A 23599-nucleotide genomic window follows, 5' to 3' on the forward strand; every position below is an offset into this window, starting at 1 on the left:
TAAACTTAAGGAAAAGCCTCTTTTAAATCTCTTTAATTTTTCTAAAATAAACTCTATCATTTGAAACTAATCTGTTATTTTTTTAATGAGGATAAGAAAACATCTTGTGCTGCTTTTACCCCAGCTCCACTCTCGAATGAATAGCCAAAGTCCTGTAACCCTGCTTCCATGAGAGAAACTGCTTGAAGGATATCACTAGGGAAGCAATAGCCCATATGACCAAACCTAAAAACTTCGCCTTGAAGATGACCAAGAGCACCAGCAAGATCCAGATGATATTTTTTCTTTAAGTGTGCTAAATAAGCGGAAAGGTCCAATCCCTTAGGAGTACGGATCGCTGTTACCGTTGGTGATGCATACTCATCACTTGTTAATAATTCAATGGAAAGAGCCTTCATGGATTCTCGAACCATATTTTTCATGACTTCATGGCGTTCTACTGTTTTCGGAAATCCACCTTCCTCTTCGATTAAATCACAGACAGCAGATAATCCCATAATCAACGAAACCGTTGGTGTATTAGGGGTCATACCTTTTGCTGCCCATTCACGATAGCTTAATAAATCTAAATAATAAACTGCTGTACAGTTTGTCTCTATGACCTTCCAAGCTCTTTCACTAACAGCTAGTAAGGAAAGTCCAGGTGGAAGCATCATTGCTTTTTGTGAACCTGTTACTAAAATATCAATACCCCACCCGTCCATTTCAGCAGGAGCTCCTCCAATACAGCTAACCCCATCAACAATAAAAAGAGCATCTGAATGATCTCGTACTGCCTCTGCTAGCTGTGCGACTGGGTTTAAAATACCTGTAGAAGTTTCATTATAAGTGGCAAAAACAGCCTTGATATTGGATAAAGGTTTTAAAAAATCAATCAGATCTTCCTTCGTACAAGCTTCTCCCCACTCTTTTTCAAGCTTATGTACATGCAAGCCATGTTTTTCACATATCGAAACAAAATAATCTCCAAAAGCACCAACTGTAACAACAACTACTTCGTCACCTGCAGAAGCCGTATTAGCTACAGCTGCTTCTAATGCCGCCGTCCCACCTGAAGGAAGAAGCAAAATATCTTGTTTCGTTCCGAATATTGGTTTTACACGTTCTGTAGTCTCTTGGTATAGTTTGACAAATTCCTCTGAACGATGGCTAAATATATTTTGTGCCATTGCTAGTTCCACTCTTTTAGGAATTGGAGTAGGACCAGGATGTCTAAGAATATTTGAATACATAATTTTTTCTCCTCCCCAAAATCATATTAATATTTTATATATTTACAGTAAAATTTTGTGCAAAACTTCTTTTTCAATTACTTTAATAAGTCTTCGTATAAAAAACTAATTTCATTTTTAATGATTTACTAGCCAATATTGTTTAGAATCTAGCAAAATACTTATGCAAACTCTTAATTATACTAATTTTATCATTGTTCCATTGCAAAGTATAGCTTATTTCTAGGGAACAAAAGCACGGATCACCCTTATAACCAATGCTTCTTGCAAGTTAGAGTTGTAGGAAATACTAGCAAATGCTTTCTCATTCTCTGCTTAGTCGTTAAAATAATTTGCGTAAATGTAATATTTTTTAACACTATGCTAAACAACCCCTTCTTCTGGTATACTCTTGTTGTGCCCTAATTTTAGAAAAATTATATAATAAACTTTTTAAATTCTCTTTTATACATTTACAAAAAGCTTTATAAGTTCTATCATATTTTTAGTACAATGCGGATGGTGAAATTATTGAATAACTCATGGAAGCAAATTCGTAGTAATTTAACAAACCAAACCTTCAGTGCTGGTCTAGTAGCTGCTATTTTTGGCTTTACTGGACCGGCTCTAATTGTTATTGATGCAGCAAATAGTGGTGGGCTTAGTCATAATGAATTGATTAGCTGGATATTTTCCATCTATGTTTTCGGAGGCTTATTTAGTCTATTTATGTCCATTAAATATCGGCAACCAATTATCGGCGCCTATTCTATTGCAGGTGCCGTATTAATTGCAGGCACAATCACTGTTTTTCCATTTCAGGATATTATTGGTGCCTATGTAATAGCTCACACATTAGTGTTTATCTTTAGCATTACAGGATTAGTTGATAAAATCATGAAGTACATTCCAACGGAAATTGTGATGGCAATGATTGTTGGTGTATTAATTCACTTTGCTATAGAAATGATTCAAGTAATAGAAGTTTCACCATTCATTACTTTAACAACGATTACAGCATTCCTTTTATCTACAAGACTTTTAAAGAAAGTCTCTCCTGTACTAATCGCTTTGATTGTTGCCATCATTGCAATATCTATTACAGGTGATTTTCAACTTGCTGGAATTGAAAGTTCTTTTGTTCTACCATCATTAATCTTCCCTACTTTTAGTTGGGGAGCAATACTTTCTGTTAGTATTCCACTTGCATTAATCATTATCTGTGTAGAAAATGCTCAAGCAATAAGTATTTTAAAGGGCGCTGGATATCAAGCACCTAATAAAGCGATTTCTAGAAATGGATCTTTATTTAGTCTTGTTGCAGTATTTTTCGGTGCACATTCGATTAATGTAGCTGGACCAATGACAGCCATTTGTACACCTGAAGAAGTGGGGACAAAAGAAGGGCGTTTTACAGCGGGAGTTTTTAATGGAGTATTCATGATTACTTTTGGTTTGCTGTCATCCCTCATCATTCCTTTTATTCTAGCAATGCCTGGATTGATTTTAACATTGATTGCTAGTTTAGCTATGTTAGGTGTAATGATGACTGCATTAAAAAGTGCATTCTCCAGCAATTCTTTTCAAATGAGTGCCTTTTTTGCATTAATCATCGGAATGTCAGGAATTAGCTTTTATAATATTAGCGCACCTCTTTGGGCTATTTTAGGAAGCTTATTTGTCGCATTTATTGTTGAAAAAGAACATTTTGTTAAGAGAGTTTATTTGTAGGATTTCTTTAGTTTTATTGTTATCAGAAATCTATTTGATCTTTTATAAAGAAGAATATAAAAAATCTGGCTCTAATTTATAGAACCAGATTTTTTTCTTTAAAAGGCGCCTGAACCTCCGCCTCCACCACCAGTTCCTCCTCCGCTTGAGGAACTGCCACTACTACTTGAAGACTGACTTGTCACCTGTTCAGCATGAGTGAATGAATGTTGCACTCCACCACTATTCATAATTAAGAGATAAGTTAATGAGGAATCATTAGCTGATGAGGATAATTCGAATTTTGAAATCAGTTCCTTCATCTGCTTATTATTCATCCCCATACTAAATAAATAGGCACGTGCCTTTTCATCTTCTGTCATTCTTGGAACTTCTGTTGCTGAAAGATTTTCAAATCGTTTCGCAAAATCTTGCCAGCTTAATTTGATTAACATTCCCTGTTCCGTTAATGGGTAATAACCAATGATGTATCCAAGAATAGCTAGGTTAGAAACAAATCCAGCAACAATCATAAGTATTGGCAGTTCATAGACAATCGTAAATACACTTAATGCGGTAGAACATAACCATACAGCAAATAGAATCAAACGTAATCCTTTAATGGATTCATATACTGGAACTTTCTTTAATTCGCCATTTATCCCCTTGTGCCAGTTGGTCATCTGTTTATAGTATTCTTTATGATTTTTCTTATCATCTATATATGTCTTCATGTCATCTAGGTTGAAAATACGATTTTCTCCAACTGTGTAAAATAACCATTGGATTAACTCTTTCTCATGTTCTAATAAATCATTCTGATGAATCAGTTTGTACTGCTCTTGATCCTGCTCTACATTACCCCTACGTACAAAATCAAGTAATGCTATACCAACCAATCCAGATGTTGTTTTTCTTAACAACAAGATTGTAGCAGCTAACGATAGATGCTCTCGTGGTACAAACGATGTACGCTCAGAAATCATTCGAAGCACATAATTTTTTCTTTCTTTTTTCTTTCGATAGGCTGTAAAGTATAGAAAAATCATTAAAGCAATCGTACTAATAATAAAAATCATTGCAATATTTTGCACCACATTTTGCTTCTCCGCAAATGCTATCTCTTCGTCATGCAATTGTTTTTGCTCAGATTTTATTATTCTTGCAAGAGAAATATCACTAGTCTTTTCTACACCTGTAAATAATTCAGATGGATAGGCAACTCGAATATCTCCCTTATTTCCACTTGGTACTTTACCTAATTGAAAGCTTACAACACCTTCACCATCTATCGAATCTGTATCATAAGCTGAATCATATCCTAAAGCCAACACGTCATCCGTTGGTTGAGGAGGATGAACAGCAATTTCCATGTTTAAATAATCTGCTTCATTACGATCATCAAAGAATGGCCAATAAAAATCTGTCATATCTCCGTGTTTTACTAATGCATCACGAATCGTATATTGTAATTCTACTTTGATGGTCTCATCTTCACCACTACGAAAAATTTTATATAAATTACCTTCTTTAGTAGTTGATAAAGTCTGACCGTTTTCAGTTGCAGACAAACGGTCAATACTCGTTCCCGTTTTTGGATAAATTGTACGAGTTATCCCATTAAATTCTCCATCAAATTCATATGTAAATTGTTCCACTACATGTACTTCACCATCTGCTTGTAAATAAGCATTAATTTCTGCATCTGTTATCTCAAAATCAACTGCAAAAGCGTGTAGCGGAAACAGAAAACAAAAAATTAATGTAAGTACAATAATAAATTTTTTCATTGATATCTCTCCTGATTAAAGTATCAATTAAGCTTCCCGTATATTTTCATCTGCGGGAAGCTCTAACTGTTTTATCCTTATTCAGCAGAAATCCTGCTAGACAAAGACAAACATTTTACTTTTATAACAGTTCCCTTGCTAATAAACGATAAACATTTAAACGCTTTTCTTGTGCATGTGGGATACTGACAATCATTGTTTCGTCAAATCCATATTTTTCCTGATCGGCTTGGAGTTTTTCTGCAACCTGTTTGACATCTCCAACAATATGTATTTTTCGATTCTCTTCTATCATCATTTTATCTAATTCTGTAAGTGGATAATCTTTCGCTTCCTCAGGCGTTAAAAACGGAATAATATGCCCTCTTGCAAATTCTAATCTCCATAAGTCTTGAGGTTTTGCTTCATATTCGGCTTCTTCCTTTGTCTCTGCAGTTGTCACCATATAAGAAACATTAATCATTGGTTTTTCCATAAAAGCGGAAGGCTTGAAGCTCTGCTTGTAAATGTCTAATGTTTCCTTCGTCAGCTCTCCATTGAAAAATTGCGCAAAGGAATAACCAACCCCTCTTTCTCCTGCTTCCAGTGCACTATTCCCTGTCGATCCTAGTAGCCATGGCTCAGGTAACACAACTTTTTGGGGAGCTGCGATTGTCTTAGCATAAAGCATATTATTTGGAGTTTCATCATTTAATAATTGTAATGTCGTTTCAAATCGCCCATACATATTGGTAATATCCGGCTGGCGACCTTGCGATAATGCATAAACAGCATATTGATCGCCACCAGGAGCACGCCCAACACCAAAATCAATTCTACCCGGTGCAAGTGCACTCAATGTTTTAAATACTTCTGCCATTTTCAAAGGAGAATAATGCATCATCATTACTCCACCAGTACCAACACGAATCTGCTTTGTTTTTCCAGCAATATAAGCTGCAGACACCTCTGGCGCTGAGCTTACAAAGCTGTCTGCTCCATGATGCTCTGCCATCCAAAAACGGTGATAGCCTAATTCATCACCTAATAAAGCTAATTCTTCAGCTTTTTTCAAAGCATCTGCCGGCTGATTTCCACTTGTTACAGGTGCTTGATCTAATATACTTAATTTCATAAACAATAACCCTCTCCAATTAAAATCGTAATTTATCTAAAAGTGAATAAATCACCTACTGTGTTAATTACTCTTCTAATTGTATCAAATATTCTGTACCCGTAAATAAAGAATATCTGCTGGGCTATTTAATTATTCTCTTCTTAAAATCATTTTCTAGAATAACAACAAAATCCTGCTCTCAGATGAGAACAGGATTTTGCTCACTATTTGACACTTACTTCATTTGATTTTTTCAATAGATAAAGTAAATACGGTGCTCCAATTAATGAAACGATAATTCCAGCGGGAATTTCCATTGGAGCAAGTAGGAATCTTCCAAGAAAATCAGCAATTAATAATAAGCTACTTCCAATTATTAATGTTAATGGAATAGAAAAGCGAAAACTAGGTCCAACTAATTGCCGGGCAATATGTGGAGCAAGCAAGCCGATAAATCCTATTGCTCCAACAATAGAAACACTAATGGATGATAAAATCACAGCAATAATAATCATCATTAATCGTGTTTTCTGAACAGAAACCCCTAAGCCAGTAACAATTTCCTCCTGAAAATACATCATTTCAAATATATTAAAATACCGAATAATAAGCGGAAAAACAATTAAGACTGTTCCAAGTGCAATATACATTCCTGTCCAATTTGTTCCATAAGTACTACCGGCTAGCCATGTTAATGCAGCAGTAGCATGGACATTTGCTCGAACTAATAAAATTTGAATAATCGATGCACTAATCGCTGAAATGGCAATTCCGACCAATAATAAAATAAGTGGATCATAACCTTTTTTCCTACTTAATAAAAGTAATAAGAACATCGTTCCTAATCCACCTATTAAAGCACCAATCGGTACGAAGATTGCTGGGCTCCACGGAAAAACAAGTAGGAAAAATACTGCTACAACATTTGCTCCTGATGTAATCCCAAGCACTGAAGCATCTGCTAATGGGTTTCTTAAAACAGTTTGTAAGAGCAATCCACTCACCGCCATCATCATCCCAATTAAAATACAGGTAAGTACTCTCGGCAATCGAAATTCTATGATAAACATATTGCCAATCCATTCAGAGATTGGTGTAAAGCTTGTTCCACCATATCCAATGCTAACGAGAAACATAGCAATAATTGCAATGATCACAACAGGGAAAAACAATTTTTTGTTTTGAATTCGATTCTTTCCACCTACAACCTGACCTGCTTTAGAATTTCTGGCCATTTTCAATGCTAGATATACTAATGCCGGTGCTCCAATAATCGCTGTCATCGCCCCAACTGGTAATTCTGTTTGTGGAGAAAGATAACGAATAATAATATCTGCTGCAATTAATAAAGATGATCCAACAAAGATATTGGCAATAATCATAGAACGATGTGTTTGAAAACCAAGTAATCTTACAAGGTGTGGAGCTAATAAACCAACAAAACCAATAGGACCTACAACTGTAACAGTTGTACTTGCTAAAACAATCGCTCCACCCCATCCTAGCCATTTTACGTATTGCACATTCTGGCCAAGTCCAGTTGCAACCTCTTCTCCAAGCAGTAGTAAATCAAACCGATGACCGAATAAGATTAAAATCAATATAGTTGTAATTAATATCGGTAAAGAGAATTGTACACCGCTCCAATCTAACTGTAACAGTGTTCCAGATCCCCATAAGAATAATCCAGATACTTCCTCCTGAAACAGAAGCTGAAGTGCACTTGTTAGTGATGAAAATAATAAAGTAACAATTAAACCAGTAAGTGCGACTCGAACTGGATCAAAGGACTTTCCAACTAAATAACTCACTAAAAATGCAGCCAGTAATCCTCCTGCTAGAGTTAGGAATAAAGGATTGCTCCCTTTAATAGCAGGAAAGAAAACTGTTCCTAAAACAACGAAGAAAAATGCTCCTGCATGAATACCTAATGTACTTGCGCTTGCTAAAGGGTTCTTCGTCATCGTTTGTAATAATAAACCACATACAGCCAGAGATGCTCCAGCTAAAAGTCCCATGACGAGGCGTGGAAGTCTCGATCCGAGTGCAAATGCTTGTTCTGTAGGATTATTCCATACATTGGTCCAAAAAGATATAAATCCATCTGACGCTTGCCCTTGACTAACATGAATTGCACTAAGTATTAAAAACAGGGCAAGAACAAGAAAGCCTGCCCCGATTTTCTTACTGTGTTGCATGTAAAGCTTCCTCAACATGATCCACTAATGTTTCCATAGATAAAACAGAACCAAATGTCCAAAGACCAGCACCAACATCATATAATTGTTCTTCTTTTACAAAAGTAAAGTTGTTCCATCCAGCATGATTCTCTAATTTACTAAACAGAGGATCATCTTCTTGAACAGTGTAAAATAACATAGACTCTTGATATGGTGTAATTCCTTCTACACTTGTCTCAATCATTCCTGAGCCCTCTCCATTTTCATCCATAATATTTTCAAGTCCCATGCCTTCCATGACCTGACTAACAATGGAGTTGTTCGCAAATAATCTAAATGTTGGTGCTTCATTTACTGTGAATGCTTGAGTAAATAAAAACTTATTACTAGCTAATTCTAATGATTCTACTGTTTCTTTCGCACCCTGCATTTTTTCTTCTAGACTTGTGATTGCCTCTTCTGCTGCATCTGCTTTTCCTACTAATTTTGCTGTTTGTCGTAAAGTTTTTAATGCATGCTCATATAAGTTTTCAACTGCTTCCGGTGTTGAACCATCATATAATACAACAGGAGCAATTTTTTCTAATTGATCTTTTACTGCTTCATGACGCCCCTTTATTCCAATAATTACATCAGGCTCTAGCTTTGCAATTTCTTCAATATTTGGCTCTGTACGTGTTCCTACGTCTACGACATTATCAGCAATTTTGGCATCAATGGTTACCCATTTATTAAATCCTTCAATGTCCGCAACTCCTACAGGTTGAACATCTACAGTTAGTAATTCTTCAACAATACTCCATTCTAGTGCAACCACTTTTTCCTGTACATTATCAAATGTTTGTGTTCCAAAACCATCTTCTATCTCTATCTTTTCCTTACTAGAATTATTATCATTACCGCCTGATTTACTTTCATCTTTCTGGCAAGCCACTAAAACCATTAAACCAATAACAAATAATACCAATAATTTCTTTTTCATTTATTTTTATCTCGCTTTCTCTTCCGTTAATTTGGGATCATTTTTTCCATAAGCTAAACAAATGGGATGTCCACTAAATGGACAACTCGTGAAAATTGGATCAATATTAAAAATATGTTTTAGCCAACTACTGGTCATTACTTCTTCAGGACTTCCTGTTATTACTATATCTCCATCGCGCATTCCGATTAGATGATCAGAAAACCTTGACGCATGATTCAAATCATGTAGGACCATAACAATTGTCTTACCATCTTCCTGATTAAACCTCCGTAATAACTCTAATATGTCTAATTGGTAGGTCATATCTAAGTATGTAGTTGGTTCGTCTAAAATAATTGTTGTGGTATCTTGTGCAAGTGCCATCGCTATCCATGCCCGCTGTCTTTGCCCACCAGATAGAGCTTCTATTGGTCGATCTGCAAATGCTTCTAAATTTGTCCACTCTATCGCTCGTTCCACAGCATCATAATCCTCTTTCTTTAAACGACCAAATGCACCTTGATGTGGAAATCTCCCATATGTGATTAGTTGTTTTACTGTTAATCCAGTCGGTGCTTCAGCAGATTGTGGTAAGATTGCCATTTTTTTAGCTACTTCGATACTAGGTATATTCCAAATATCCTTTCCATCTAAATAAATAGCTCCTGTTGTAACTTGTAAAATTCTAGCAATTGCTTTTAATAATGTTGATTTTCCACAACCATTCGGGCCAATAATGGTAGTAACTTTTCCGGTTGGAATACTAACAGAGAGATTCTCGATAATTGCTTTTGTCTGATATGAAATAGCAACATCTTTAATATTTATCAATTTCGCACCTCCTCTTTAATATCTATTGACTCTTCAAATGATAATGATTTTCATTATCATCATAGCATGGTTATTTTTAAATAACAATCCATTTTTTAATACAATCTTTTTATGAGCACAAAAAACGCTATTCAACCAATAGCTAGGCTGAATAGCATTTTTCTTCAATATATTTAATTAATCAATAGAACGTAGTGCAACGCCTATTTTACTATATTTCACAAAAATTTTATCGTAGATTTCTGCTAAACCATGATTTGGAATATGCTCATTGGATAGATGAACTAATGATTCCACCTCTGCAAATGAGGATATTTCTTTCGTAGCTAATAGACCTAACAGCACAGCACCAAAGCAAGAGCTTTCATAGCTTTCAGGAATTAAAATATTTAACTGAAAAATATCAGCCATCATTTGACGCCAAGTTTCTGATTTGGCAAAACCACCACTAGCATAAACCCTTTCAATAACTCCACCTTGGTCCTCAATTATTTCTAAGACTTCACGCAGATTAAATAAAATCCCTTCCATTACTGCTCGTAATAAATCAGCTTTTTTATGATGCATGCGAAGCCCTGTGAAAGAACCACTTGCCTCTGCATCCCATATTGGTGCACGTTCGCCTAATAAATAAGGATGAAACAGGATACCATTAGCGCCTGGGGAAACAGATTGTGCCATTCTAGTTACATACGCATAAGCATCCTCATTTAATAATTCAGCTTTTCTAGACTCTGACTGTGCAAGTTCATTTTTTGCCCATTTTAAGATAACTCCACCGTTATTTACTGGACCACCTATTGTCCAATGATTTTCTACTAATGGATAGCAAAAAGTCCTACCTTCTTTATCTAGTAATGCCTGATCATGAACAAGGCGAATTGCTCCACTTGTTCCAATCGTAACAGCTACTGTACCTTTTTTGATTGCAAATAAGCCTAAATTAGCTAACACTCCATCACTAGAACCAATAATAAACTTTGTCCCAGCATCGAAGTCTAATTGTTCTTTCCACCGTTCCTGTAACTCAAAATCATCATAAGTCGTTGATACAACGGCTGATAATTGCTCACGCGTTATTTGCATTTCTAAAAGCAATTCATCATCCCAATCTAAAGTATGTAAATTAAGAAAACCAGAGGATGCTGCAATAGATTGATCTACTACAAATTGATTAAATAGCTTAAAGCATACATATTCCTTTATTGAAATAAATTTACTGATTTTCTCAAACTGCTCTGGATCCCGCTCACGTAACCAAATAATTTTAGAAAAAGGCGTCATTGGATGTATTGGGACTCCTGTTTTCTGATAAATAGCATCTGCCTTACCTTCTCCAATTAAACGTTCAACAACCTCGTTGCTTCGTGTATCCGCCCAGGTTATGCTTTGTGTGATTCGTTTTAATTCCTTATTTAAACCAATAATACTATGCATAGCACTGCTAAAGGAAACAAATTTGATTTGCTTCGGATGATCTACTTGTTTGAGTATATGCTGTAAAGTCTCAACTACTGCCTCAAATACTTCATCAGGATCTTGTTCCGCAACAAATTCATTAGGCGTATGTAGATCATATTCTTTAGCTGCTTCATAAATTGCTTTACCTTGTCGATTAAACGCAACCGATTTTGTACTTGTTGTCCCAATATCTGTTCCAATATACAGCTCTTCCAGTTCAGTCATAAATTATTCTACCTCACTTCTTCACAACTGCATGACCACCAAATTGGTTGCGTAATGCTGCTACAACTTTACCACTGAATGTATCATCCTCTAACGAGCGATAACGCATCATTAATGATAGGGCGATTACGGGTGTTGGCACTTGAAAATCTAATGCTGTTTCCACAGTCCATTTCCCTTCTCCTGTTGAATGCATAATTCCACGAATATTTTCTAGCTTTTCGTCTTCTGAAAAAGCATTTTCCATTAACTCCATTAACCATGATTCAATAACTGAACCATTGTTAAATACTCTCGCCACTTCTTTAAAATCATAATCATATGGACTTTTATCTAGTACTTCAAATCCTTCCGCAATTGCTTGCATCATCCCATATTCAATTCCATTATGTACCATTTTTAAAAAATGCCCACTACCTACTTCACCTGTATACAAATATCCATTTGGTAATGCTAATGCCTTTACAATTGGCTCGACTTTTGGAAAAGTTTCTTTATCTCCCCCAATCATGAGACATGCTCCATTACGAGCACCACTTACTCCTCCACTTGTCCCGCAGTCAAAGAAATAAATGCCTGATTCTTTCAGATTTTCTCCAGTTGCGACAGTATTTTTATAATTAGAATTTCCTCCATCAATAATGATATCTCCTGCTTGTAAATAAGGTGTGATATTATCAATTGTTTGCAATGTAATATCACCAGGAGGAACCATTAACCAAATAACTTTTTCATCTGGTAAGGCCTGCATGAATGCTTCCAAATTACTTGTTGTATGTATATGTTGATGATGTTTTTCTTTCGTAATTTCTTCGTTCACATCAAAACCAATAACCTCAAAGTTTTGTTCTGCTAAATTTAAAGCCAAATTTAATCCCATTTTTCCTAATCCTATTAAACCAATCTTCATAAGACAACCTCCAGATCAAAATGTTTTCTCTCTCTTTAAAAATAATTTCTCTAAACCTATTATAACATTTTCATAATAGATGGCAGAACTCTAACAAATAGTAAAGTAAAGACAAAAATCCCCTTATAGGCTCTGAATTTGATAAAACCTATAGGGGGACTTTTATCTTTTATTATTTCTTGTTTACCAAAAACTCATCATTTCACTAACTGTTACAAAGTGGTATCCTTCGTCTGTTAAATACTCTAAAATTGCTTCAAGTCCATTAGCTGTTGAAGCATGGATATCATGCATTAGTACAATTGCATCATCATGAATATTATCTTTGATTTGCTGTAAGGTTTGTTCCTCATTTTTATGCTTCCAATCATTCGTGTCAAGCGTCCAATTCACCATTGGTATTGGAATAAGATCCTCTACACTAGGATTCTTTGCACCATATGGTGGTCGAAATACGGTAGAAGGCTGGCCAATTGCTTCCATAATTGCATCGTCTGTCTGTTCATATTGATTCATAATCTGCTCTGCAGTCAATGTAGTCAAATCTAAATGATTATATGTATGGTTACCAATCTCATGTCCTGCCTCATAAATCCATTGGACAATTTCAGGGTGCTTTTCTACTCGTTCACCAAGCAAAAAGAATGTTGCTTTTGCATTATACTTATCTAATAAAGATAAGACCTGTGGTGTAGTGTCAGGTGAAGGTCCATCATCAAAGGTTAAAGCTATTTTTTTCGTATACTCTGTGATTACCTCTTCTTCCTCTTCTTCCTCTTCTTCTGGTTCTTGAACTTCTTCTTCCTCTGAATCTGGTTCCTGCTCTTCATTCTCCTGACTTACCTGTAAAAAAACAAGCTCAGGCTTGATAATAATAAATGAAATTATTATTACTAATAAAGCAGCGCTTCCTAATAACATCATGTTGTTTCTAAATCTCTTTTGCCGTCTCATGCCACTTCTTCGTTGCATCTGCCTTGCACTCCTTTTATCTAAGGAAAAATGCGCTACTAGCACAATGTTCCTTAATTACCTCTTCAAGCTGGTTCCATAAATCATCTATCGACTAAAGTTTTTTGTCAAAAATTGTATTATTTTCTATTATTATGTATCCTATGAAAATATCAATTTATGGTAAATAAATCAATGCATTTAACAAAATTGATAAAAGAAAAAACAATCTCATTAAAAAAATGAACAACTAAGACTTATTTATCATCAACAATAAGCAAAAAAAATTTCTTGGTTATAAATTTATACTCAACAATCCGTAGAAATAATCCATAAAAAAACTACATCCTAGTCAATAAAACATTTTAACGACTAAAATGTAGTTTTTCTTTCACGATGCTTCAATTCCACATGCTCTAGCAAGTAATTCCACAAGATGCACTACTTCTACTTGATCTGTTAGTTGTTCTCTTTCTACTCCTTGAAGCATTTGCAGATGGCAGCCTGGATTAGACGTTACAATCATCGTTGGTTTGATTTCTTTAATTCTATTAATCTTTAAATCTAATACTTGCATGGAACGTTCATAATGAATAACATTATAGATTCCAGCAGATCCACAACAAAGATTTGCCTCAGGTAATGCGAGAAATTCTATTCCTTTTACTTGCTTCATTAATTGTAATGGTTCATTCACTACCTTTTGTACATTCGTTAAATGACAAGAGGGTTGATATGCCACACGTTGATCAATCGCAATATCCATTGGTAAATCAGCTTTGGCTAGTAAATAACTTATATCTTTATTTTTTGAAGCAAATATTTCTGCACGTCTATGCCATGGATCATCTTTCGTAAAATGTAAAGGATATTCCACCAATGCTGCACCACAGCCTCCAATCGTATTAATGACATAGTCAAACTGATAGGCCTCAAATGCTTCAATATTTTTCATTGCTAATCCCTTAGCGATTTTATGTTCTCCCGCATGATGCTGCAAGGCTCCACAGCATGTCTGCTCTTTAATGGTTATCACTTCATAGCCAGCAAGCTCTAGTAATTTAATCGCTAGATCATTAATCTTCGCAAAGAATGTATCCATCACACAGCCGGAAAAGAAACCAATAACAGGCTTTGTTGGTGCTTTAGGATAGGTTCGTTTACGCTTCTTGGCTGGTGCTACTTTTGGTGTGATTTTCTCCATCTGCCTCACTGCTTTTGGTAGCACATAATTTAACCTTAAGCCACGAACTAATTTATAAGCTCTTGTTTTTTGATAAAGAAACAGACCCTTGCCAGCAGTATTTAATAAAGTTTGATTAGGTAAAACTTTTTCAAACATCCACTTTCTCGCCGTTAAAGTAGATTTCTTTGCTGTTTGCTTTTCCTTATCTGTTAATACATTAATAGCTGAAGTGAATATCTTCCCATATTCCACATTGGTTGGACAAACTGTCTCACAAGCTCGACAGCCTAAACATAATTCAATCGGCCCACGTATCTCATCTAAGCTAATTTTTCCTTCTGCAGCCATCTTCACTAAATTAATTCTTCCGCGAGGGGAATGTGTCTCTGTTTCAAATGCTACATACGTTGGGCAAGTGGGCAAGCAATAACCACATTGCACACAGCTAAAGGTTTCATCATAAGCTAACTTTTCTTTCAGATCCTCAGCCATCAGCTAACACCAACTTTTGACCAGGTGATGGGAAAATTTTTCCGGGATTTAAAATATTTTTCGGATCCCATGCTTGCTTCATTAGTTTCATCATATACACACCATCTTCACCAAGCTCTTGTTCTAAAAATGGTGATTTCATCGTTCCAATTCCGTGCTCACCAGATAATGTACCGCCTAGTTCAATTGCCGCTTCAAATATTTCTCCAACCGCTTTTTCTACACGCTGCATTTCTTCTTTATCCCGCTTATCTGCTATGATATTAGGATGTAAATTACCATCTCCTGCATGCCCAAAAATAACTAGATGAACATTATATTTCTCTCTAATCCGCTTTAATCGTTCGAACATATCAGGAATTTTACTACGTGGTACCGTTGCATCTTCAGAAATTTTTGTAGGCTTTATCGTCACGATTGCTGGTGAAACAAGCTGTCTTGCTCTCCATAATTCTGCTTCCTCAGATTTACTTTGTGCAATGGTCACTTGCCTCGCATTTACCTCTTCACAAGCACGCTCCACAACCTTCATTTCTTCTTCTAATGCATTTGGATGTCCATCTAATTCAATTAATAAAATAGCTTCAGCATCTGTAGGTAATCCAAGTGGTTGATAATTTTCAACAGCAACAATGCTATATTGATCCATAATCTCCATCTTAGAAGGTAACACTCCAGAAGTTAATACTTTTGAGATGGCACGACCTGCATCAGTAATTTCATCAAAAGTAATCAAAGCTGTTTTCGTTGCTATAGGCTTAGGAATAAGTCGTAAAGTTGCCTCTGTTATGATTCCAAGTGTCCCTTCTGATCCAACAAGTAGCTTTGTTAAATCATAGCCTGTAACATTTTTCACTGTACGTCCTCCAGTGCGAATAACCGTACCGTCAGCAGTTACTACTTCAAGCCCTAATACATAATCTTTGGTTACTCCATATTTCAGCCCTCGTGGTCCACCAGCATTCTCTGCTAAGTTTCCACCTATTGTTGCAACATTAGAACTACTAGGATCTGGAGGATACATTAACCCAACTTCATTTGCTTTCTCATTTATCTTAGAAGTAATTACTCCGGGAGAGACAATCGCAATTAAATCATCCTCATATATTTCCAATTTGGTATTCCAAAGAGAAAAATCAAGTACAATCCCACCTTCTACAGGCAAGGGACCACCACTTAAACTCGTTCCTCTTCCCCTAGCAACTACCGGTATATTCTCTTCATTAGCTAATTTCATAATGCTAGAAACTTCCGCTGTCTGCATTGGCTGACATACTACATCTGGCTCAAATGTGCCAAATGAAGCATCATAAGAAAAACTAACAAGATCAGCTCTATCTGTTAAAACTCGTTTATCTTCCATGATTTGTTTTAATTTTTCTATTATTTCTTTGCTCGACATCTCTTTTTCTCCCCAAGCGTAATAGTCATTTTATATTACTTTAAACATATCATAAAACCGATTAGAAATAAAAAAAGACTGGTTGTGAGAATGCTTATAAACATTCTCACAACCAGTCCAAATCATTTAAAAAGTAAAATCAATTTCTTTATTTTCTTGTTTTTCTACACCTTGCATATATTTAATACGACGTTGTGCAGAAGCTTGACTTACCTGCTCATCCGCATGGTAAGAAGAACGTACAAGTGGTCCAGCTTCACAATGTGTAAATCCTTTTGTCATTGCGATTTCTTTTAGCTCATTGAACTCATCTGGATGATAATAACGATCTACCATCATATGTTTTTTCGTTGGCTGTAAATATTGACCAATTGTCATAATATCCACATTATGAGCACGTAAATCATCCATTGCTTCAATAATTTCTTCCTTTGTTTCCCCTAATCCAACCATAATACTGGATTTAGTAGGTGTGTTTGGAGAAATTTCTTTTACACGTCTTAATAATTCTAAAGAACGGTCATATGTAGCTTTCGCACGAACTCGTTTTGTTAGACGACGAACTGTTTCAATATTATGGTTAAAAATATCTGGTTCACTATCCATTAAGTTTTTTAAGCTTTCATAATCACCTTTCATATCAGAAGGCAATATTTCAATAGTACAACCCGGAACCTTACGACGAATCGCACGCACTGTTTCAGCAAATACAGCAGCTCCACCATCATCTAAATCATCACGTGCTACAGCTGTTACAACCACATGCTTTAACTGCATAATTTCTACAGAATCAGCAACACGTTCTGGCTCTCCCCAATCAAGCTCATTAGGACGACCAGTATTTACCGCACAGAAGCGACAAGCACGTGTACAAATACTACCTAAAATCATAAATGTTGCAGTCTTACGTTCACTCCAACACTCATAAATATTTGGGCAACGCGCTTCCTCACAAACTGTATTTAATCTATTTTCACGCATTAATTTTTTTAATCCAGAATAAGATTTATTTGTGTTAATTTTTGTCTTTAACCACTCTGGTTTACGAAGAAATTCTTTTTGTTCTGCCATTAGGACTGTACCTTCTTTCTATTTCTATTCATATTCCATTCTTTACTGCGGTATTTATTTTCAGCTAATGCTTCTACTTCTTTCCATTGTTCAGCCGTTAGCTCTAAATCTTCAAACTTTAAATTTAATGCTTGTTTAAATCCTTCTTCAAATGCTTTTGCAGCTTGTTCATATGTAATATTGTTTTCAGACGCTTCATTCATTGTAATAGCTTTCTCATAAAAGCCTTTTCTTTGTCTATCACGTACTCTGTCCGATGGGTAATTAAACAGATTAAACAATAGCTCTGTATCCATCGTAAACGGTAATGAGCCATGTTGCATTAGTACACCCTGTACTCTTGTCTGTGCATGACCAGATAACTTCTTACCATCCACAAGCATTTCATAGTCAGATGCCCTTTCAAAACATACTTCAGTACGCTCTTTCTTCTTACGTTCTTCATGTAAGAAAGATTCAACAGGGATATTTAGAATTTTAAACCCTGCCATAATACCTTTAGATAAGGTGTAATATGCCTCTAAAACGGACTCAGCAATATAAGGCTTATCTTCTGATACAACGATACTGTAGGTCAATTCATCATCATGGAGTACTGCACTACCACCTGTTAATCTCCGAACAAATTGACAATCATTTTGTTCAATTGTTGCGAAATTAATCGACTTTTCAACTTTTTGAAAGCGTCCCACTGATAAAGTAGGTTTCGACCATCCATAAAAGCGAAGGACTGGTGGAATATCTCCATTACTATGCCATTTAATCAATGCTTCATCCAATGCCATATTAATTGCTGCATCTTGATGACCAGTATGAAGTAATCCCCATATTTCCTCCATTGTCATTCATCTCCTTTTCGCTAAGAAGTATTTTGAGTATGTTAGAAACTAAAGAGATTATGTCTTGCAAATACAATTAAAGTCATACTCTATACCTTAAATTATCATAAAATTTGATTGTTAACTTCTTCTCTAATGGTAACTAATGTAAGAATAAGTGTAAAGGGTGAATATTACTAAATTGTAAACTTTTATCATGGAAACAAGTGCAGTACCAATACTTTCAAAGATTCATCATTGCAAAATATTTCTATACTTGATAAATAATATTTGCATTTTTTGTTGGCTGTTGTTTATCTAAATAATGTTTTTCACCTAGCCAATATCTCGTTTGATATTTTTTAAGCCTTGCTTCATGGTCACCAATATAAGAATCACGATTCAAAACTCTCTTATGTCTTACATCATCTGAACAGGATAAAAAAATAATAAGATCATAAAACTTTCGCCATTCTTTCCTTTGAAGAAATACACCTTCAATCAGAACAATACAATCCGAAGTAATTTCTATTTCTTTTTTAGTAAAAGAGTCAGTATTTTTATCATAGTAATCTAAAGACATTGGACTTTTATTATGATGGAGACATCCAAAAAAATAAGTAGTTAAATGTTTAATATCCCATTGTAAATAATAGTATTCATACCATTCCTCATAGCCTGTATCATATCGTTTATTTCTTTCAACGATATGATCATCAAGATGAAAAGTAACCACCTGATAATTTCTATTGATCAATTCCTGCTCTATCTTTTTACTGATTGTTGTTTTCCCAGCCCCACCTAATCCATCTATTCCAACAATAAAAGGACGTTGCTTATTAGAGCGTGTTGAAAATTGAAATAATATTTTTTCTACTGTTTTTTTCATTATTTTCCAACTCCCCCTATTATGAAGCATAGTTTTGAAATGCTATCTTTATTTGGTTATTGAAAGCTTAACAGAAAGTTGAAATATTAGTAACTTCGGATTGCTGTCATATGAATAGAGCATCTTAGAATATAATTTAGGACAAAATGGATAAATAACTTTATATCCGATACCCTAATACTTTAGCAAGCTTTGCCAATCCTCCAAGAAATATTTTTTGCACGAGCTTAGGAGGGCCAACAAGATAACCATCAATACATTCCCATGCTACTCCCAGCCACAAAGGATTGCGTGGAATTCCCTTTTTGTTCATTTTCCCTTCACATTCTAATTTATGAACTAAAACAAACATCTTCCAATGAAGTCCAGGAGGGCGAATTTCATGGGTCATTATTAGTTGTTGTTCACTTATATTCCCAAATTGATGAACTTGGTTTGGATAGACCGTTATTTGACCCCCAGACTCGACAATTTGTTCCTGCCCGTCAACAAGGAAACGCATCCTTCCTTCCCTTACTTTGAAAGATTCTGTAAGCATTGGATGCCAGTGGGGACCATTTATCATTCCTTCCCTCTTTATTTGATGTTCTAAAATCAAAAAATCTCCCTTTTCGTCTATTCCTTGTTCCAGAAAAGTGACTGTTCTTCCATCGGGATGAACCAATGTTTCTCCTATTCTATTTTTCCATTCCAATCGTTCCTGTTCCTTGTTCACAATCAATGAAGCCACCTCACTTGATTTTTACTTTTCACGAAATTTTGTTGCCGTATTTCAATAAAAAAGAAGCTATTCGTAGTGCTTCTTTCTTTATATGAATTTGAAAAATATTATTGGGTAACAAATTATTAATGAGCATTGACTTCTTTGTTTTAATTTACAGATATTCTTTTATTCCACGATAGCATTCAACAATTATGGTTTTTGTTTCATATAATGATAGACAAGCCCTACTTTTGGCCGACTCCATATAGAATCAATCACAAGCGTGATAGGTATGCTATTCTATTAAATAACTTTTCAAAGACAGATACTGGCTTAAAGAGCGGGTCATTTCTCTTGAAGAGCAAAGAGCACTTCAAGAGATATTCATTTTTTATAAGTACTATATTTGAAATGTGAATATAAAATATGATACTCCAAAATTTTTCTAAACCCTATTGTCCAGGGTTAGGTAACTCAAAATGTGTTTCTTCATCAGACATCATTTCAAACTTTAATAAAAAAGTATCGGCATAATCCACTCTTTCTACATATACTAACGGTCCTGTTACTTCTTCTCCTGGAGCTAATTCTTCATCTGCTTCCGGGAAAAATTCATTATAAGATATTTCCCCGCCACCTTCGTCTATTGCCGATAAATTTGCAGAATACATCTGATGAGGTACATAGGCTTCATCACTTATATTTTTAAATGTAACTTCAGCTACTGCTAATTTAAAATCATCGTCAGATGTAGACATAACATCCTCCATTGGCTTTCCATTTGCTTCATCGGCAAAGTAAAAGTCGTTAACTGTTACCTCGTAATCAAACTCATACAAATCACTTGTAATTATTGCGGTATCGCCAATACTATAAACCTCTTTTTTCTCTTTATCAGTAGAATCTGTTCCATCTTCTGTTGCACTTTCCGGACTTTCATTGTTTTCTGCATCATTACTACTGCATGCTGCTAACAGTAAGCTTGAAAATAATACTATCAGTAATAATTTCTTCAAAATTTTCGTCCTCCAAAAAATATTTTATATAAATAATGTTAACAAAGTTACAGTATCTATGACAATTCATATGGCAGCGATACAAAAATCATATTGCAGCTATGTAATCAAAAAAAGCGTAATCAATAAGCCCATTCTTTTTTTATTTATTTTTAGCAATAGGAAAAACGAGAAGGTGCTCCCTTCTCGTTTATATCATAATCAGTCTTTTGCGTATTTAACAATCGCATCATGTAAAAGTGAAACAACCTCTTTTCCTGCACGGCTGTTATAATGTTTTGCAAATCGTTCATCTGCAATATACATTTGTGCCAAACCTTTGTGCGCTTCTGCGGAATAATTTGGCCAAGAGTACATCAACCATTGCTTATGAAGTTCGTATACTTCTTTTGCTTCAGATGTGTCTAAATCTTTTGTTTCTGTTAATTGCTCCAATTTCGCAAACAATTCATCCTCAATTCTTCCCATTTTTTGAAAATCAGCTTCACTAAGATTCATAAACTTTTCATTTGATTTTTCAATCGTTTCCTCACCATATTTTTCTCTAATTTCTTCCCCATACAGTCTTTCATTTTCTTCCAAACGTTTTTTCTTAAATCCTTCAAATTTTTCTTCTGCTGTCATCGTAATCTCTCCTTTAGTATATTGAATTGTTTTTTTCACAGTGGCTAACAATTGATTTATTTTGTCTTTTTCTGCCTCCAGCTTGCGTTGATGCTCTTCTAAAGCAGTAAGCGTATGAAACGCAGGATCATCCAGTATAGAATGAATCTGTTCTAGTTTTATTCCTAAAGAGCGATAGAGAAGAATTTGCTGTAGACGATTTATTTCTTTTTCTCTATATAGACGATATCCTGAATCCGAAAATTCTGCTGGTTTTAATAAATCAATTTGGTCATAATATCGCAGTGTACGTGTGCTGATACCAGACATATCTGCCACTTGTTTGATGGAGTATTTCATTTTTTTCCTCCTTTCAATTCTTAATATAGAGATTTACGCAGCGTAAAGGTCAAGTCTTTTTTAAATTTTTTTCTAGAGGCTAGCAACTGAGCAACTCTTATAATGATTCATCAACCTAATAATGATAGATAACATATTAAATCTCTCGCATAATCGAAGTTTTTCTAAACCACAAAAATAATCCCGTCGTATAAATATATGGAAGCGATGCTAGAATCAAATACTTTCTTATAATCTTTTGTTCATATGAAGTGTCAGAGTTCTATTCCAACCATTGAACTCTGACATGGCATTTTCCCATTTGTTTTCATTTTAAAAAACCCCGCCATATAAATAAAGTGTACCCTTTGTAAAGGACATTTTTAAAAAGACTCTAGGGAATTAAGTAACTTGAAGAAGATGATGACTGTATTGTGCAGGCGTCATCTTTTTTAAGTTCCATTGACCTCGATAATGATTGTAATAAATCATATAACTCTTAATCTCTCTTTTTACCTCTTCTAATGTTTCACACGATTTAAAGTCTGTTTCATCTTTAAAATGCCCAAAGAATGATTCTTGAGGGGCATTGTCCCAACAGTTTCCACGGCGGGACATTGACTGACCTAGCCCCATTACCTTCACCTTCTTTTGAAAATGGGGGTTCGTATAGTGAACTCCTTGATCTGAGTGAATGAATGCGTCTTCAGCCAACTTTATCTTACTGTTTTTTAACTTCTTGACTGTATTTAATGCAATATCTAGGGTGATTCTATCAGATGTTTCATAGGCTAAAATTTCATTGGTTTCGGCATCTTTGATAGTGGATAAGTAAGCACGTTTTCCTTTTCCATAACTCAAGTAGGTAATGTCTGTCAATAATACTTTTCTAGCGATTCCTTGTTTAAATTCACGGTTTAATAGGTTCGGTAGTGTTCTATGTTCTTTCGTTGCTTTCGCGATTCTTCGATAAGGATTGGCTTTTCGAATGGGACAAATAATTTGAAACTTTTTCATGATACGACGAATGCGTTTCAAGTTATAGGTAATGTGATACTGATGTTCTAATGTCATTTTGATTTGACGTGCACCTTTCTTACGACGGCGGAAATTGAACGCTTTTAAAATGATTGCCTTTACTTCTTCATCTGCTTTATCTCGTGCTTGTCTATTCAGTTGTGCTTCTTCTGAAAAATAACGATAATAACCTGATCTAGAGACGCCAACTAATTCACAAAGATACCTCACCATTCGATTTAAACCGTATTTTTCAATGACGAATTGGACTAACTGAAATTTCTGTTCCGCAGTTAGTTTTTCTTTTCCTTTATCAACAACCTTTCTGCTAGATCGATCTTTTTTAGTAATTCATTTTCTGCGCGTAATAATGCGTTTTGTGCTTCTAATCGAGCATACTTTTCTTCTATACTTAATTCACGCGCAAGAAGACGTCTTGAAGAAGAGTTACGTGAATCCTCAAGCCCTTCCAAACCCTTTTCTTGATAGGCAGTACGCCATCTTTTTAAAGCCGATTTAGCGCGTTCAATCCCAACGATTTCAATATCAAATCCTGCATCTTCAAATATTTGACGAGGAAATTTTCCTTCTCCATATTCTTTAACAGCTATTGCTTTAAATTCATCCGTGTATGTAATTGCCTTTTTACTAACCGCTTTTACATAAGGATGTTTCATCAATAAGTACTGTTCTTGATCTGTAAATAATATTTTCGACATTTTCATCCGCCCCAT

General features: G+C 35.1%; 19 protein-coding genes. 1 reads left to right on the plus strand and 18 read right to left on the minus strand.

Annotated elements, in window-relative coordinates; all coding sequences use genetic code 11:
• Positions 1–74: 74 nt before the first annotated feature.
• On the minus strand, positions 75–1232 hold the full coding sequence (locus tag AB4Y30_RS12205) for an alanine--glyoxylate aminotransferase family protein (protein WP_368652509.1): 1158 nt from the start codon (positions 1230–1232) through the stop codon (positions 75–77).
• 510 nt (positions 1233–1742) lie between these two features.
• Between AB4Y30_RS12205 and AB4Y30_RS12210 the strand changes: the two genes are divergently transcribed.
• Positions 1743–2942 carry a benzoate/H(+) symporter BenE family transporter gene (locus tag AB4Y30_RS12210; protein ID WP_368652510.1) on the plus strand — a complete coding sequence of 400 codons (1200 nt, stop codon included), beginning with the start codon at positions 1743–1745 and terminating at the stop codon, positions 2940–2942.
• Positions 2943–3040: 98 nt separating this feature from the next.
• Here the strand turns inward: AB4Y30_RS12210 and AB4Y30_RS12215 are convergent, their stop codons facing one another.
• The 17 genes from AB4Y30_RS12215 to AB4Y30_RS12295 form a co-directional block, all read right to left on the minus strand.
• The gene (locus AB4Y30_RS12215; protein ID WP_368652511.1) at positions 3041–4711 is read right to left on the minus strand and encodes a DUF2207 domain-containing protein; all 1671 of its coding nucleotides are present in this window, start codon (positions 4709–4711) and stop codon (positions 3041–3043) included.
• Between the two features lie 121 nt (positions 4712–4832).
• Positions 4833–5825, minus strand: coding sequence for an LLM class flavin-dependent oxidoreductase (locus tag AB4Y30_RS12220; RefSeq protein WP_368652512.1), 993 nt, complete (start codon positions 5823–5825; stop codon positions 4833–4835).
• Between the two features lie 206 nt (positions 5826–6031).
• Positions 6032–8005, minus strand: a complete 1974-nt coding sequence (locus AB4Y30_RS12225; protein ID WP_368652513.1) for an iron ABC transporter permease — start codon at positions 8003–8005, stop codon at positions 6032–6034.
• Entirely contained in the window at positions 7992–8969 is a 978-nt protein-coding gene (locus tag AB4Y30_RS12230; RefSeq protein WP_368652514.1) for an ABC transporter substrate-binding protein, read from the minus strand. The genes AB4Y30_RS12225 and AB4Y30_RS12230 overlap by 14 nt, the downstream gene beginning before the upstream one ends.
• Positions 8970–8975: 6 nt before the next feature.
• The gene (locus AB4Y30_RS12235) at positions 8976–9782 is read right to left on the minus strand and encodes an ABC transporter ATP-binding protein (protein ID WP_368652515.1); all 807 of its coding nucleotides are present in this window, start codon (positions 9780–9782) and stop codon (positions 8976–8978) included.
• Between the two features lie 177 nt (positions 9783–9959).
• Complete coding sequence (locus AB4Y30_RS12240) at positions 9960–11468, minus strand: gluconokinase (RefSeq protein ID WP_368652516.1); 1509 nt, start codon at positions 11466–11468, stop codon at positions 9960–9962.
• A 13-nt stretch (positions 11469–11481) separates the two neighbouring features.
• Entirely contained in the window at positions 11482–12378 is an 897-nt protein-coding gene (gene gnd, locus AB4Y30_RS12245) for a phosphogluconate dehydrogenase (NAD(+)-dependent, decarboxylating) (RefSeq protein WP_368652517.1), read from the minus strand.
• 183 nt (positions 12379–12561) lie between these two features.
• Positions 12562–13350 carry a polysaccharide deacetylase family protein gene (locus AB4Y30_RS12250; RefSeq protein WP_368652518.1) on the minus strand — a complete coding sequence of 263 codons (789 nt, stop codon included), beginning with the start codon at positions 13348–13350 and terminating at the stop codon, positions 12562–12564.
• 370 nt (positions 13351–13720) lie between these two features.
• Positions 13721–15007, minus strand: a complete 1287-nt coding sequence (locus AB4Y30_RS12255; protein ID WP_368652519.1) for a (Fe-S)-binding protein — start codon at positions 15005–15007, stop codon at positions 13721–13723.
• Positions 15000–16409 carry an FAD-binding oxidoreductase gene (locus tag AB4Y30_RS12260; RefSeq protein WP_368652520.1) on the minus strand — a complete coding sequence of 470 codons (1410 nt, stop codon included), beginning with the start codon at positions 16407–16409 and terminating at the stop codon, positions 15000–15002. The genes AB4Y30_RS12255 and AB4Y30_RS12260 overlap by 8 nt, the downstream gene beginning before the upstream one ends.
• Before the next feature lie 126 nt (positions 16410–16535).
• Positions 16536–17480: a lipoyl synthase gene (gene lipA / locus AB4Y30_RS12265; RefSeq protein WP_368652521.1), complete on the minus strand. Its 945-nt coding sequence runs from the start codon at positions 17478–17480 to the stop codon at positions 16536–16538.
• Entirely contained in the window at positions 17480–18319 is an 840-nt protein-coding gene (locus AB4Y30_RS12270) for a biotin/lipoate A/B protein ligase family protein (protein WP_368652522.1), read from the minus strand. The genes lipA and AB4Y30_RS12270 overlap by 1 nt, the downstream gene beginning before the upstream one ends.
• 250 nt (positions 18320–18569) lie before the next feature.
• Positions 18570–19187: a kinase gene (locus AB4Y30_RS12275; protein ID WP_368652523.1), complete on the minus strand. Its 618-nt coding sequence runs from the start codon at positions 19185–19187 to the stop codon at positions 18570–18572.
• Between the two features lie 160 nt (positions 19188–19347).
• Positions 19348–19902 (minus strand): cupin domain-containing protein, encoded by a 555-nt coding sequence (locus tag AB4Y30_RS12280; RefSeq protein WP_368655222.1) that lies wholly within the window; start codon positions 19900–19902, stop codon positions 19348–19350.
• Between the two features lie 440 nt (positions 19903–20342).
• Complete coding sequence (locus tag AB4Y30_RS12285; RefSeq protein ID WP_368652524.1) at positions 20343–20906, minus strand: hypothetical protein; 564 nt, start codon at positions 20904–20906, stop codon at positions 20343–20345.
• Between the two features lie 201 nt (positions 20907–21107).
• Positions 21108–21869: a MerR family transcriptional regulator gene (locus tag AB4Y30_RS12290; protein WP_368652525.1), complete on the minus strand. Its 762-nt coding sequence runs from the start codon at positions 21867–21869 to the stop codon at positions 21108–21110.
• A gap of 381 nt (positions 21870–22250) precedes the next feature.
• Positions 22251–23584 (minus strand): IS3 family transposase gene (locus tag AB4Y30_RS12295; RefSeq protein ID WP_368652526.1). Its coding sequence is split into 2 segments (ribosomal slippage): positions 22251–23200 and positions 23200–23584, totalling 1335 coding nucleotides; the frame shifts between segments, so codons are not numbered across the junction.
• Between the last annotated feature and the right edge of the window lie 15 nt (positions 23585–23599).

This window comes from Ornithinibacillus sp. 4-3 (genome assembly GCF_040958695.1).
Classification (GTDB): domain Bacteria; phylum Bacillota; class Bacilli; order Bacillales; family Amphibacillaceae; genus CALAMD01.